Genomic DNA, 14,475 nt, shown 5'->3' on the forward strand with positions numbered 1-14,475 from the left:
GATTCTTCTAGTAACTCAGACTTTTTTAAAAAAACTAAAAGAACCCTCCGGCCTTGATTGGTGGAGGATTAGCATGGTTTGCATCACAGCGCGGGAGACATCACAATATCGGCTCCCCCCGGGAGCAATCGATGTTGTGTAACCGCGCGGGCAAACCAGGCCCGGAAGCAATCACCGCCCGGGAGTTTTTGATTCCTTTTGGCGGCCCAAAAGGAATAAGGGAAACAGTTTAATCTGTGGGTGTATTTTATATCATTTTTAATGATTCTAAGTTTATATGGGTAATGTCAGGGGATTTAGGGGTGGTTGAAAAAAATAAGATTCATTTTCCAAACATTTTTGAAGAAAAAATCCGATCCAACCACCCCGCGCCCCTCCTTCATAAGGAGGGGATTCTAATATTGCCTACTATTTTCTTCAAGATAGCGCACATAGTACCATTTCTCACCTTGCCAAATTGAATCACTTTATATCGAAGTCACGTTTAGCTACGAAGAACGGATGTTAATTCGAATATTAAACCGAATGTCGTGGGTGGTTCGTTTAAAGGTCCGGGATGATTTAGGCAAAATTTGTGTAAATCCATACTCAAAATTTGCCTGGATTGTATTTGAGAAACGGTAACCTACAACGGCGGAACCGTTTATTCTTGTCTGTCCCGTAGGCGGCCTCGGATTGAAATCGTAAGCCGAGGGATTTCTGTTAATTTCACCTGCTCCATCCTGCAGTGCACGGTCAAGATCCGCATCAAGCAGAAAACGCTGTTCCGTATCTTCTATATAGTTTCCGTTGATGGTTAAGTCCACATTGTTAGTCAAAGTTGAGAAAAATGGAAGCCTGAAATTTCGCAGCGTGTAGGCAAACTGTACCCTCAGCCCTTTCGAGGTTCGTTCCGATACCTGAGTGTTGGATAGGGAAAGGCTTGTGATTTTACTTGTTTCGTATCCCAGCTGTGTTCTCAGCCCGTTATCCCACGTCACATTCAGCTGCATCAGCGGAGCAAATCGTTTCTCAATATTTACGGATGAAGGATCAAATTCCGGCCTTACATCTTCAACCTGGTACACTCCTATTCTTCTCGTGATGGGTGAGTCGGCATCGTTATTTAAATTCCAGCCAATCCTGTACAAGCCACTGTAGGAATGAGTGATGGTTGCTCGCTGCATGTAGCGGCCAATCAAAGGAATAAAACTCTCCACTCCGGTCCAGTTAATTCTCCAGTTTGGCAGGGGTATCGGGGTAAAATTCTTATCGCCAAATATAGAAGTCCGTCCCAGGTATGCAGTCCTGAAATCTTCCTGAAGAGCTACACTGTTCAGAACCGTGTTTCCGTTATCGGCTCCGATTATATTTTCTGTAGCACTCATGCCGTTAAAAGCGGATTGCAGCTGATTCCTGAACAACTCTTCATAGCCTGTGCCAAACGCCCACACACTCGAGCTGATGTTACCGGAGGCACTTATTACAGAGGTTATTTCGTTATCCGGACCCAGCGAGATCGATTCGGTGCGCCGTTCATCCCACTGCGTTTGCCAGTTGAGGTCTATCGACAGATTTGAGAACGGATTTAACCGGGTTCCAAGCGTTACATTATCCGAATAGGTATTGTTTGCAGGAATTTGAAGCGTTCCGGTTCCATCCGGATTCGCAATCAGTTGATCCTGCCTGATTCTCTCTTCGATACCGATCCTGTAACCGAATGATGGTGTAAAATCCTCTCCCGCGCCGAACATATCAAAAAAGCTCGACCCGCCGTCATAGCCCGCCTGCGATCCTGTTTTTGAATTGCTGTAGTTAATATCCGCGCTGCGCATGCTAAATACAGCCAGAAATGTCTTCCGGGCATAGTATGTAAACTGCTCTCTGAAAGTATAGCCGGCTTCATCGTCCTCATTCCCATCATCTCCGTCACGCTCGCGCTTTGCATTTCTGTCGGCTTCTACCGCATTCTCGTAAAATGGGATTTTATTTAGCAGAGTCTCCGTGTTGATTCTCAAAGTGTGATCCAGCCTGAATGTATTTGAAACCCTCGAACCCTGATTTGATCCAAACGGAGAGTTTTCCCACCTGAATCCACCCGAATAGCGGGCGTTGTAGTTTATCCAGTTCAGCGAACTAATCTGACTGAACCGCGGCTGCCAACCTGCCGTATAGTTTTCGGAGTAGCTGCTTCTCCGCGGAGACAGGTCATCAAAAAGAAGATCCCTGAAAACATCAAATGACGATTCTGTAGCAAATGCTGTACTGTCTGCACCGGTCATGCCCGCATCTCGGATTGAAACCCTGGCTAAATCGAACACTCCCTGCGACTGAAATGAAGTTGTGATAGACGGCGTAAAGTTATATCCGAAGCCGAGATTGCTGGTATAAGTGAAGCTATGTGTCTGCTGGGTAGCAAACTCTTCCTGGTCGCGAAGCGCTCTTCGCTTTCTTTCTTCGTAGGATCTTCGGGTGCTTAAAGAGGAGGAAAAGCTGGTTGGAGTTATGCCCAGTTGGATCCCCGCCAGGCTTCCTGCAAGCGGTACATTAGAGAGAAAATTCAACGGTCTCACATATCGGGCTGTCCTGAAATTATGATTGTACCGGACGGAGGCGTTGTAATTCCAGTTATCCTGAAAAATATACTCCGGTGATCGTCCGTCTGCTGTGTTATAAACGTAATTGATTGTGGTATTATCCAGTGTGTAACGCGCAATTCGGTTTTGTGAATTTCGTTTCGACATATTGGACAGGTTAATGGAGTAGCTCTCCCTGTAGGTCTCAACCTCACGGGTTTGCTGCTCTATCAACCGATCCTGCTGTTCTTCATTCAGATCGGTTCTGGAGCGTACAGCCTGCTCGAAATCCGTCAGGCGAATATCTCCCTGATTTGGCAAATATTTTGGAACTGAGGTGGATCTTCTTGTGGATAGGTTTACGGGAAGACTCCAGCCGTAGCGCTCCGGAATGAAGCTGTCCATATTTACCGTCGTGGATAAATCATAGGCTGTTTCATTGCTCACTCTTCTTTGACCCAAGCGGGAATCCAGTGAACCAAAGCCCTGAGTTTCTCGCGAGATATTTGCATTAACGGTGGCAAAATCAGCAATCTTTAATGTTGATTTGGAGTTCGCGGCCCAGCCTGTCTCATTATCAAAACCGGACACCCTGAGTTCGTTCAGCCATAGTTCTGCATTCAAAATAGGCGTACCCTGCCCATCGGGGTTGTCCGCATCAAAGGGATTGCGAATTCCCATACCCACTTCCGATACCCGCCCTAAAGACGGATTCCCTTTGATAGCAACAACGGCGCCCGGTACCGACTCTTCGAGGATATCCGAGCGTTCATACACTTCCGTCAGAGAACCGCCTCCCTCCTGGTCCCTCAGCTGTTTTAGTTGATTAAAGGCCGAAAGAACAATATTCATACTGTTCTCATCATAAAGCCAAACCTGTCTCGCCTCTTCATCGAACAGCGGGTTCCCAGATGGATCAAATTCCTGATAGGGGAAATTGGGATTTGACGGGGTCACCGGCTGGCGATACTCGTAATAGTTGTTCTCGAGATCGTTCCCAAAACGCATGACCAACTCCGCATCTCCCCTGTTCTCGTAACCCTCTCCGTGTACAAACATTCTCATGTTTGAATAGTTTAGAAGATTCAAGCCTCCGGGGTAAACCCTCTTTACCAGTTGCAGGGAACCCGGTCCCAGATTTTCTGCCTGCAGCGCGATGGACTGCTCATTCTGAAGCGACTGAAGCTGTGTACTGCGGTTTTGAGCCCGAATGGCCCCGCGAGGCTGGCGATAGGGAATGGGACGTCGATTCGAGTTTTCCTCGATATTAATCGTGCTGATTTTTATATCGGCATTGGGATCGCTCTGGGTATTTATATTCTCATCCTGTCTCCACTGATTCCCTACAAAATCCAACGCTGCAAAACGAAGTGTAAAAGGCCTTTCGTAGCCCGACATCCAGATACGCACATAGGTAATATTCTGAAAATCGTTGATATCTCCCACCGTTCGTTTGAAATCATCCAACGGTATGCGAACCTGATACCATCTGTCCTGCTGGCGAGAGCCGGGTACCCTGTCTACGATATACGTTCCGGGTGTTCCAATTTCCAGACGGTTTTCATCAGCCGGATTCAGCTCCACTTCATACTGGAAATAGGCATTGGTTAGCGCCACTGTCGACGGATTGACCAAACCCTCTGTATCGGGCCTGTTCGTCGATGCTCTTTTTTCGCTTTGGTCTATGGGCGTATTCCCGTCGCCAAAACCAAGCATCCTGTGAAACCTTTCGTGAAGCGGCAAATCCTGAACCTCAGACTCTCCGTAAAAGACGTAGTCATCATTAGACGGATCTGCAGATAATTGTTGATATGTCTCACTGGCCTGCCCCCACTGCTGCCTCATTTCGTCCACAAAATCTGCAAATATCGTCTGCTCATTTAAACCGTTCACTCCGTCCGAATTGGGCATCCCATCCAGTCCAACATCTTCAATGTCCCTGTTTTCATTCGAAAACTGCCCCTCGGGCGGAGGCGGATTAGCGGGCAGAGCCGATCTGGGATTCATCTGACTGTCAAGAATCAACGTTTCAGGATTTAATGCCAGCCCATCCTCTGTGTTAAGCTTGGAGTTGGGAACAACATCTTCCGTTACCAGTCCGATATCGATATACATTTTGCCGTCGAATTCGTCAACGGCCCCTGCGGGTGCGGGCTGACCATTTTCGAGTACAGGCTGAACCCAAAATTCCAGGAACTCGATATTGTTCTGTGAAAAATCCTCCTGGCCGGATGGAATCACGGCCGTCATTCCACCCCAGGTTCTCTCGGGTTCTTCTTCCAGCAGCGTTCTCAATTCAGGATTGTAGTTGTATTGACCGCCGGATAATGGATCGTAAAAAATGTCCATCGTGGTAATAATCTCATCCTGAGGATTCTGCGTTTCGCGACCCGGAAAAACATCCGTAACCCGAACCGGCTGAGATTCCGGCGTAAACTCCACGTTCCCCAGAATAGTTGAAATATTTCGCGGAATGGAGTACCACGAAAATTTAGATCTTAAGTTGGCCCTGTCCAGCTTCGACTGCTGATTGGAAACCGGCTGACCCGGAAAATCATCCTCTTCAAAAATAGGCTCATCGGGTTCATAACCCGGCACAGCCACCGGTGCTGATGCCAAATTCCAGCGTGTAGCGTTTAAAAGATTGATTTTAATATTGGAGCCTTCAAAATCGTCTAAAAAGGATAAACCCTGTTCTTCATCTTCAAACAGCTCATTGTTTTGAATAGCCCTGCGTACAGCACGGGTTTCGGCTACACCTGGACGAAGCTGCGCAAACTCGCCGCTGAACTCAAATTCTGAATTTTCCCTGGTCTGAATCAGCGGTAACCAGTCCACAGCCCGGGTTATAAAGGGTGTATCAAACCTTGCATTTGCATCAATACCGAGCACGGAATTACTGATCGGTTCATCACCGATTCTGATTTTATCATCCAGCGGCCGCTCATTAAATCTGAAATAGGTACCCCCAACCTGAAAGTTGTTTGTAATATCGTACTCAGCCCGCAAGCCCGTAAAGGTTTTCTGCTCGATGGAGGTAAGCGCCTGATTCTCATATTCGATCCGGATATCCTGGCCCGGAGCGGTATAGCGATCGTTTAAGATGGTGATGCTCCCGAACGAGTAGTCCACCTGGTAGTCCACATTCTCCTGCAGCTGATTCCCATTTGCGTAGACACGAACCGAACCCTCTACCAGGGCAATACCAAGATTGTAGTTTTCCTGAAGGCCGCCGCGGGATGTCCCGCTAAATCTGAAAAACCCGTTTTTGGAACTTTGAGATGCGTTCCTCTGTCTCTCCTGATACAGTTCATTATATGTCAGCCGTTCAATATCTTCAGGGTCGGCAGGCGAATCTTCCAGAACTTCCTGAATTCTGTTGCCAAACGGTTCCAGGTATGGAAATATGATCAGGCCGTTTTGCGGATCCAACGTTCCTGTTCCAAAATCGAGCTGGTTATCCGGCTCCAGGGCTCCCTGCGAATCAACCCGGTCCAGTCCAAGATCCTGTAGCAGCGTTGTAGTTCTGCCGGGCAATCGATCCCTGGCGATGTTCTGCTCGGTAAACTCAAGCTCCAGTTCCAGCGATTCACGGTTTATATTGCTCACACCCAGCGAATAGATGTTGCGCATCGTCAGATTAAAAAGGTCACTGTCTGTGGATACATTCTGAGGACGAAGCATTTTGAGGAAAATTCTGTCGTTACCGCTTCTGTTCAGCTCACCGACATTTATAATTTCGTTGTTCGCACCTCTGTAAGTGAATGAGATCGCCAGTACCTCTCTTGAGCCCAAACCTCGCCGGAGAGAGATGTATCCGGAGATTTTATTAACCGTATAGTCTGTCCCCTCCTGAAGTGGTGTAAAATATCCCTCTTCAAAATTTCTGGATTCGGTAATGCCTAAATCCTCAGCTGAAACCCCCACCTGTGGATCACGAAACTGATCCAGCAACTCCGGATCGAAAAAGTCCTGATCGTTATCGGGTGGCAAAAATTCACCTGCTCCATCTCTCACTACACCTTTATCAGCCAGGGCTACGGCAAGGCGGGCACCGGCGTCTGACTGTATATTATCCCTGAGCACCCACACCTCAATGTCCGCAATCTGCAGGGTTTGTGAAAGCTGCTGAGGATTGGCCATACTGTTTTCAAACTCCTGCCGTGTAAAGTAATCCAGAAAAAAGTGCCTGTCGTCGCTGTAATCGGCAGGTCGAATTTGAATGGGTTGTTCGGTTGATCCTCCGCGAATGGTTTCAACATTGCTCTCACCACCCTGCTGAGAAAGAACGGATGTAAGCCTGAATGATCCCAGCTCCGCAACAGATTTTATTCCAAATAGTGCTCCACTGCCTCTAATCAGGGAGTTGCCGGTATTCATATCCACATTACCCAGCTCGATACTTTTGATGATTTCATCTTCGTATCCCTCGTAGATAATATTTAAGCGGTTCATATAGTCGAACTGCCTCTCGGTATCCCAGTCTGTCTGAATGGTCAGTTTATCCCCGATATTTCCCTGTATGTTCAGCTGCAGGCTTTGATCGAAAGTCGGGTCTATACGGGTTTGCTGATCGGGCGGCAGGCTTGGATCTTCCGATTTTTGAACAGACGCCCCCACGTTCATCGTCGCTACACCGTTGACTCTCAAATTTACTTCCGGGGTTCCGAAAATGGATGAGAAAGCAGACTCCCTTCCCCCGGGAATGGCAACGCTCAGATCAAAAAGCCCTCTTCCGGTCTCTTCCCTGCGTTCGCTCTCCCGTATAAATTGTCGCCAGTTTTCTCGCTGTATACGCTCTCTTTGAATTTCAGCGTATTTCCGGAAACTCATGGAAACAGGGAAACCGGATCTGTAGCCGCCTATTTTCTTTTCAGCGAAAAACCCCCCGTCACTGCGGGTTTCGATGGAAATTTCCTCTTCGGGAAGGGTGATATAATAGAGCTTGGGAATGGGTTTAAAGTAGACCGGAGCGATTTTATCCCCTTTAATTTCAGGAAATATCGCATTCAACTCTCCGTTCTGTACGGTAACTGTGTCTGCAGCTTCGCCATCTTGTGCATATACTTCTGTTACTGAAGCAAAATGCATCAACCATCCCAAAATTGGAAAAAGTAGTAAAGAACGTTTTATTGGCACTGGAATAAACTGCAGTTATCCGGCTTTTTTACAGCCTGTTATGAAAGAAAACAAACTAATCAGTGTCGTAACGTTTTATGCGATAAGATCTGCTTTTATGGGGTTCAAATAAGATTGCCTAAGAATAATAAACTCTCTGCAAAGATGTTTAAAAATAGATGGTTTTGAAAGCTTTTGATTTTAGAATTGCACTTTTCATGAATGTTAAAATAGCTGTACTATTCAGGCATGTTTAATCAAGTACAGACGGATCTTTTCCGAAAACATATCGGGCCTTTTCTTTTCTGTTTTTTTACAGTGATGTTTTTGCTGCTGATGCAGTTTTTAATCCTTCACGTAGATAAACTGGTTGGCAAAGGTTTGCCTTTTTTGATCGTTTCCGAGCTGATTCTCAGTAACCTGGCCTACATGGTGGTTTTAGCTGTTCCGATGGCGGTTCTGGTTTCCACACTCATCGCGTTTGGTAAATTCTCGGAGTGGAATGAATTAACGGCCATCCGGGCTGCCGGAATAAATCCGATCAAATTAATGGCTCCCATGATTCTGACCGGTGTTGTGCTGTTCGGCTTGATGGGTTATTTCTCAAATTATGTACTGCCTGAATCCAATCATAAAGCGCGCTCTCTCTTTCTGGATATCCGCATGCAAAAGCCGGCTTTCGACCTGCAACCCGGTATTTTCTACGAAGATCTGGAAGGCTACACGTTCCTGATCAAAGAGATAGACAGTGAAACGGATTCACTTTACGATGTTCGCGTTTTTCAAGACGCCACGGATAACCGGAAAGAGGCGTACATCAACGCGGAGCGCGGCTGGCTCGAAAGCCCTGATCAGTACACACTGTCACTGTTTCTCTACAACGGATCGTCGCTGCGTTTTATCCCCGGTGAGCGCAGAGATGAGCAGACGCTGGAGCGCAGTAATTTCTCGACCTATAGGATGAGTTTTGACCTCACCGATCTCTCATTTTCAAGATCCAATCCCGATCAGAGAAGCAGAAACGATCGTACGATGAGCGCCCAGGCAATGCTGGCTGTGGTCGACACCCTGCGAGCCGAACAGCAACGGGAGATTGAAAAATTTAAAAAGAATACCGGGCAAGATCAGCAGATACCTTTTCATTCTGAACCGGGACGGTCTTTAAATCTGATCAAAGGTGACCTGCAGGATACGCTTCAACTCTATCAGTCTGACTTTATAACTCTAAAAGAGCTTCCAAATCCTTCCACAAAAATAGCCTCAATCAATCGGGCCATCAACACCATAGATCGCTACAACTCAGAGCTCGACAACCTGAAATCAAACGTAAGCTGGCGAGATTTCAGACAGGCTGAATTTTTGGTTGAGGTTCATAAAAAATTCTCTATCCCATTTGCCTGCATCGTCTTTGTGTTTTTGGGAGCTCCCATTGGCATGTTAACCCGCAAGGGAAATCTGGGTGTTGCCGCACTGATCAGCGGCGGGCTGCTCACCATCTATTTTATTGCCATCATTCAGGGAGAAAAACTGGCCGACAGATTGATTATCAGTCCATTTTGGGGAATGTGGGGAATCAACATATTCTTTTTGGTTATCGGCATCATTCTCACCCTGCATGTGAGCACATCCATCCGGATAACTAACCTATTCAGACGTGATGAATAAACTTGACCGCTACATCTTATTGAGGCTTCTTACCATCACAGTATTTGTGCTGGGGTTGTTGATCTTCATCTTTATTCTGATCGACTTTTCTGAAAACAGCGATGACTTTGCCGATAAGGGTGCAGAGATGGCTGAGATCTGGAGTCAGTACTATTTGAACTATATCCCGGAAATGATCCGGCTGGTATCTCCGGTTGCGGTACTGGTTGCCTGCCTCATTTTAACCGGGCAGATGACAGAGCGTCTTGAAACAACGGCTATAAAGGCCTCCGGCATCAGTTTATACCGATTATTTGTCCCCTACCTGATGTTTGGATTTACAATTGCAATCTCAGTCAGCTACCTCGATGCGTTTATCATCCCAAACTCCAATGCCGAGCGGATTGCTTTTGAACGGCAATATATGTCGGGCAGCAGCGACAGAATTGACAGGGGTGGAATATTCAGACAGGATTCAGACAGCACCATAATCAACATTAACTTTTTTGATCCGTCTGCAGACATTGGCTACAATGTTACATACGTTGAATTTGAGGAAGACCGAATCAACAGAATAGTAACTTCCAACCGTCTGAACTGGGTAGATTCTACCTCAACTTGGGTTACTAACCGGGCTCAACACAGAGTTTTTAAAGAGACCGGTTATGAGGAGTTCAACACCGAAGATCAAGAAATTGAGCTTAATATTTTACCCAGAGATTTAAGCCGCAGATCATCTGATATCTATCAGCTTACTTACCCACAGGCTTTGGAATATATTGAATCCATTAGCAGAATTGGTGCCGGAGGAATCTCTCTTCCTAAGGTTCAGCTCTACAGCAGAATGGCCTACCCAATTTCTGTTATCGTTGTATGTTTCATAGGTTTTGCCATAGCAACGGAGCGTCGAAAAGGCGGTAAGGGATTTTATATTGCAGCTGGCCTCTCTTTCAGTTTTATCTATCTAACCACAATGAAAGTGATTGAACCGTTTGGGGCTGCCGGTACTTTATCACCGGAATTCGCGGCATTTTTTCCCCACCTGTTTTTCTTTATACTCGGATTTTTAGCGCTGATCTTTGCTAAGAAATAGTCAGCAGATCAGGCTTCAGGTTTGGGTCCACGGTAGTTAAAAGGCATATCAAACTTATCCTTGGAAACTGTTGAAATGGTTCCGTTTTCAGCTTCATATTTGCGGATATTTTCATTGAGCGCATTGGCCAGTCTTTTTGCATGATCGGGAGTCATGATGATACGCTTTACAACTTTCGCTTTTGGAACGGCCGGCATCATCGAAATGAAATCGAAGACAAATTCCGAAGGTGAATGAGTGATCATCACCAGGTTCGAGTACGTTCCCGGAGCCTCATCCTCTTTGAGTTCAATCTCTATCGATTTACCTTTTTGTTGTTTTTTCTTCTGGTCCATAATAGAAAACGTTTCTGTGTTCGCGTTTAAGTCTGATTTTCTGAATGAAGATGATCACATATTGCGTAAAAGTCCACAAATCATTTATGTCATCAATCAAAAATAGACGTGAGTTTGGGATAAAATTTAGAATTTGCACCCCTTAACAAAGCTACAGTTTATACAAAAATTTGTCTATAAATCATCAACTCTATTTGGAGATCCCTCCACTACAACCCCGACCGAGAAAAACAGTCGGGGTTTCCGGTCGGGAAGACAGACTACAAATGGGAAACAGCCGCGGGCCTGCCGAAACTTTAGCAGAGGCTGGCAAAGCGAACGCATGGAGGGATCTCCTTTCAATATTTTTCTCCTCGTCACGGTGCTCTGCTCCGGGACGACAAGCAAGCAGCTCCGCTGCAATAAAACTTCTATGCGTATACCGCCTCTGTTTCATTTGTAGGCTGTATTCCTATATCGAATTCAAATCAAAATGGCTTCTTCCAGCTGATCTTTATCGATAGCGGAGTGTGATGCATGCCAGTACACGCTTCCATTTTTTATAACCAACACTTGCGGTGATTCGTGACCCACTCCGGTTTCAGAAGCAATCTTCCCGGAAACCTCTCTGTTCTTGACAACATCCACAAAATGAAAGGCAGCCTTTTCACTCAGTTTCTCCATCACCTCTTCCACTTTGATTTTAGTAAAGATGCAGACTGCACAGTTATAGCTGTGCTTATAGATTACCTGTGTACCTGAATCCGGTTTTAACAGACTTTCCACATCATCTTCTGTTTCCGGCAGTTTCCATTTCTCCGGCAGTTGTGGACGTCCGCCTATCATTCCGCGCAGACCGCTTAAAAAACTCATACATTAATCCCCTAAACAGATTCCTATTTCTCGTGCCGTTAGAATAGTGTCTCCATCCAATGGAACAAGTTTCATTTTATCGGCCACATCGGAGAGTGGTATCCTTCGAATTTCGTTCTGCTGCATCACAATCATTTTGTTAAAATCTTTTTCTGCTATGGCGCGGATAGCGGCAGCTCCAAATCGAAGTGAAATCAGCCGATCACTGGTAGAGGGCGTTCCGCCGCGCTGAAGATGTCCCAAAACTATAGAACGGGACTCCTTGCCCGTCATTTCAGATAGTTTTTTCTCCAGGTATTCGGCTACTCCTCCAAGCTGTTCGGACTGGCCCAGAACTTTCCCCTTTACAAAATTTTCTCCGTCCACTTCTTTAGATCCCTCGGCAACGACTACGATTGAGTAGGTTTCCCCTTTCTCCTCTTTTTCCAAGATTTTCTTAGCAATGGAGTCCAGAGAGAATTCAATTTCCGGAATCAGAATAACATCAGCTGAGGCTGACAAGCCCGAGTGGAGGGCGATCCAGCCGGCATACCGCCCCATCACTTCAACAACCATGATTCTGCGATGAGACTCCGCCGTTGTTGTTATTTTATCAATGGCTTCTGTAGCCGTACTTACGGCCGTATCGAAACCCAGGGATATCTCACAACCCCAAATGTCATTATCAATTGTTTTTGGAACACCGACAACCGGAATTCCCTTTTTCGAAAACCGGTTGGCAATTCGCATAGAGCCGTCACCGCCAATGGCAACAAGAGCATCAATGTTGTTTAATTTGAAGACCTCAACCGCTTCATCCGATCGATCCTCCAAATCCCAGGAACCATCCTCTTTTTGATACGGCATTTCAAACGGATTACCACGGTTGGCCGTACCCAGAATAGTACCGCCATCCATGGTTATACCGTGCACTTTTTCGGCTGTAAGTGGAATAAAAGGTTCCTCAGTAAATAGAGAGCCGTACCCGTTTCGGATACCAACCACATCCCATCCACGCCGAATTGCTGAAAGTGTTGCAGATCGAATTGCCGCGTTTAGCCCGGGCGCATCACCGCCACCCGTATTTATGGCTATTTTCATACCATCTCCGGGGTTTTCAATGTAAACCTCTCAATGGCTATCGCTTCATTGAGGCGTTCCATCCCCAAACCTTCCCGGAGCAGTACAGGTTCATCTCCGGTTAAATCTATGATGCTGGTCTCCTCATCCGATAGCGTATCCAGCTGGTCGTCAACCACTACATCAACAACCTTATCAAACCGGTTCAGATACATCTCCTTATTTCCATCTCCCGGGCTGCCAAACTCTACATTAGGTAGCTTTGCAGTGATCGCCAACACCGGATGACCCAATTCGCTTATTAAATCAAGACAAACAGAGTGATCGGGCACGCGTATTCCTACCGTTCGCTTTTTGGGATGTGTGAGCAGGCGCGGTACTTCACGGGTGGCCGGAAGAATAAATGTATATGGGCCCGGAATCAGACGCTTTATCAGCTTAAAGTTATCATCACTCAGATGTGCAAAAATCGAAACGTTTTCAAGACTGTTACACATCACCGTTAAATGGTCGTTTTTGTTGAGCTGACGAATTTTACGGATTCTTTCAATGCCCTTTTTATTCTTATAATCACATAGTAAGGCGTACTGACTGTCAGTCGGCACTATCATCACCGAGCCATCAATTAGTTCATCAGTAAGTTCAAAAATTTTCTTTTTATGTGGAGCGTCATGATGGAGTTTAACTCTTTGAGACATATTCGGCCCTGTTTTAGGTTAGATTTTTATTTTTCTATTCGAAAAGAGTCACGTAAAAAATTTGACGTAACAACATACTTGTATAGAATATAATGATTTGCGTTCCTGATCCTCCTTTTTATGATCCTAAGACATATTTTGCAGCTTTCTGAATTAACAGAACTGCTTTTTATATTAATACCATTCCGTTTAACGATTGTCAACGATAGATTTGCAATTTTTGTTAAATCACTGAATACAAACTAACTATACAATTCTAAATTAAATTTCGACTATTTATGGATACGAAAATAAAAGCATGGTGGTTGGGACACTCCGCATTCAGGCTGGAATCGCCTTCAGGGAAAGTGATTTATGTAGATCCATTTCTCTCTCAGAATCCGAATACGCCCGAAGAGCATAAGAGTCCGGACGATATAGATTTTATACTTTTAACACATGGCCATGAAGATCATGTTGGAGATACATTAGATCTCGCCGAAAAAACAGGTTGCACTGTTGTAGCACAGGTTGAACTCTCTCAACTTTTAAAGAAGCACGGATTGAAAGAAGAGCAGCGTGTTGAGTTTAATAAGGGCGGCAGCGTACATTTTGATGACTTTTCCGTAACGCTGGTAAACGCCAATCACAGCTCATCTTTTCAGGGTGATTACGCCGGAGAAGCAGGCGGACTTGTGATCTCCTTTGAAGACGATATCTGCTTCTACCACTTGGGCGATACCAATATTTTTGGTGATTTGGAGCTCTACGGTGAAATGTATCAGCCGCATGTTATTGCCGTTCCAATGGGAGACTACTACACGATGGGTCCGCAGGAAGCTGCAATTTGCTGTGATATGCTGAACGCCAAGATTGCCGTTCCTATTCACTATGGCACATTTCCGGTACTTACCGGAGATCCCGAAGACTTTAAAGAGTTCACCAGTGAATACTGCGATACGAAAGTTGAAATTCCAAAACCCGGAGAACAATTTTTAGGAAGCTGACAACACAATCTTTAGCTTTTTAAAACACCACTTCGATTTACAGGCTTGATGAATTTTCATCAAGCCTTTTTTTGGTTTTATCTCAATTTCCGTTTGGTCAAAAGACTGAAGCCTGAAATAACCCGGCCTGGGACA

Annotated in this window: 8 protein-coding genes; 3 read left to right on the forward strand and 5 right to left on the reverse strand. The window is 45.7% G+C overall.

Annotation, left to right across the window (positions count from 1 at the left end; all coding sequences use genetic code 11):
- Positions 1 to 488 precede the first annotated feature (488 nt).
- On the reverse strand, positions 489 to 7,646 hold the full coding sequence (sprA, locus tag U5K35_RS15225) for a cell surface protein SprA (protein ID WP_322572356.1): 7,158 nt from the start codon (positions 7,644 to 7,646) through the stop codon (positions 489 to 491).
- Between the two features lie 276 nt (positions 7,647 to 7,922).
- Between sprA and U5K35_RS15230 the strand changes: the two genes are divergently transcribed.
- Both U5K35_RS15230 and U5K35_RS15235 read left to right on the forward strand, forming a co-directional pair.
- Entirely contained in the window at positions 7,923 to 9,338 is a 1,416-nt protein-coding gene (locus U5K35_RS15230) for an LptF/LptG family permease (RefSeq protein ID WP_322572357.1), read from the forward strand.
- Positions 9,331 to 10,410, forward strand: a complete 1,080-nt coding sequence (locus tag U5K35_RS15235; protein ID WP_322572358.1) for an LptF/LptG family permease — start codon at positions 9,331 to 9,333, stop codon at positions 10,408 to 10,410. The genes U5K35_RS15230 and U5K35_RS15235 overlap by 8 nt, the downstream gene beginning before the upstream one ends.
- A gap of 8 nt (positions 10,411 to 10,418) precedes the next feature.
- Here the strand turns inward: U5K35_RS15235 and U5K35_RS15240 are convergent, their stop codons facing one another.
- The 4 genes from U5K35_RS15240 to U5K35_RS15255 form a co-directional block, all read right to left on the reverse strand.
- Complete coding sequence (locus tag U5K35_RS15240; RefSeq protein WP_322572359.1) at positions 10,419 to 10,745, reverse strand: DUF3467 domain-containing protein; 327 nt, start codon at positions 10,743 to 10,745, stop codon at positions 10,419 to 10,421.
- 462 nt (positions 10,746 to 11,207) lie between these two features.
- On the reverse strand, positions 11,208 to 11,597 hold the full coding sequence (gene ytxJ / locus U5K35_RS15245) for a bacillithiol system redox-active protein YtxJ (protein WP_322572360.1): 390 nt from the start codon (positions 11,595 to 11,597) through the stop codon (positions 11,208 to 11,210).
- A gap of 3 nt (positions 11,598 to 11,600) precedes the next feature.
- A complete protein-coding gene (locus U5K35_RS15250; protein ID WP_322572361.1) occupies positions 11,601 to 12,677 on the reverse strand; it encodes an ATP-dependent 6-phosphofructokinase in 1,077 nt (358 codons plus the stop codon).
- Positions 12,674 to 13,354: an L-threonylcarbamoyladenylate synthase gene (locus U5K35_RS15255; RefSeq protein ID WP_322572362.1), complete on the reverse strand. Its 681-nt coding sequence runs from the start codon at positions 13,352 to 13,354 to the stop codon at positions 12,674 to 12,676. The genes U5K35_RS15250 and U5K35_RS15255 overlap by 4 nt, the downstream gene beginning before the upstream one ends.
- A 278-nt stretch (positions 13,355 to 13,632) precedes the next feature.
- Between U5K35_RS15255 and U5K35_RS15260 the strand changes: the two genes are divergently transcribed.
- Positions 13,633 to 14,340, forward strand: coding sequence for a metal-dependent hydrolase (locus tag U5K35_RS15260; RefSeq protein ID WP_322572363.1), 708 nt, complete (start codon positions 13,633 to 13,635; stop codon positions 14,338 to 14,340).
- The last annotated feature ends 135 nt before the right edge of the window (positions 14,341 to 14,475 follow it).

This window comes from Rhodohalobacter sp. (assembly GCF_034521535.1).
GTDB lineage: Bacteria > Bacteroidota > Rhodothermia > Balneolales > Balneolaceae > Rhodohalobacter.

Coding starts and splice junctions, on each gene's coding strand:
- sprA (WP_322572356.1), bottom strand. CDS start 7,646: ATGCATTTTGCTTCAGTAACAGAAGTATATGCACAAGATGGCGAAGCT.
- U5K35_RS15230 (WP_322572357.1), top strand. CDS start 7,923: ATGTTTAATCAAGTACAGACGGATCTTTTCCGAAAACATATCGGGCCT.
- U5K35_RS15235 (WP_322572358.1), top strand. CDS start 9,331: ATGAATAAACTTGACCGCTACATCTTATTGAGGCTTCTTACCATCACA.
- U5K35_RS15240 (WP_322572359.1), bottom strand. CDS start 10,745: ATGGACCAGAAGAAAAAACAACAAAAAGGTAAATCGATAGAGATTGAA.
- ytxJ (WP_322572360.1), bottom strand. CDS start 11,597: ATGAGTTTTTTAAGCGGTCTGCGCGGAATGATAGGCGGACGTCCACAA.
- U5K35_RS15250 (WP_322572361.1), bottom strand. CDS start 12,677: ATGAAAATAGCCATAAATACGGGTGGCGGTGATGCGCCCGGGCTAAAC.
- U5K35_RS15255 (WP_322572362.1), bottom strand. CDS start 13,354: ATGTCTCAAAGAGTTAAACTCCATCATGACGCTCCACATAAAAAGAAA.
- U5K35_RS15260 (WP_322572363.1), top strand. CDS start 13,633: ATGGATACGAAAATAAAAGCATGGTGGTTGGGACACTCCGCATTCAGG.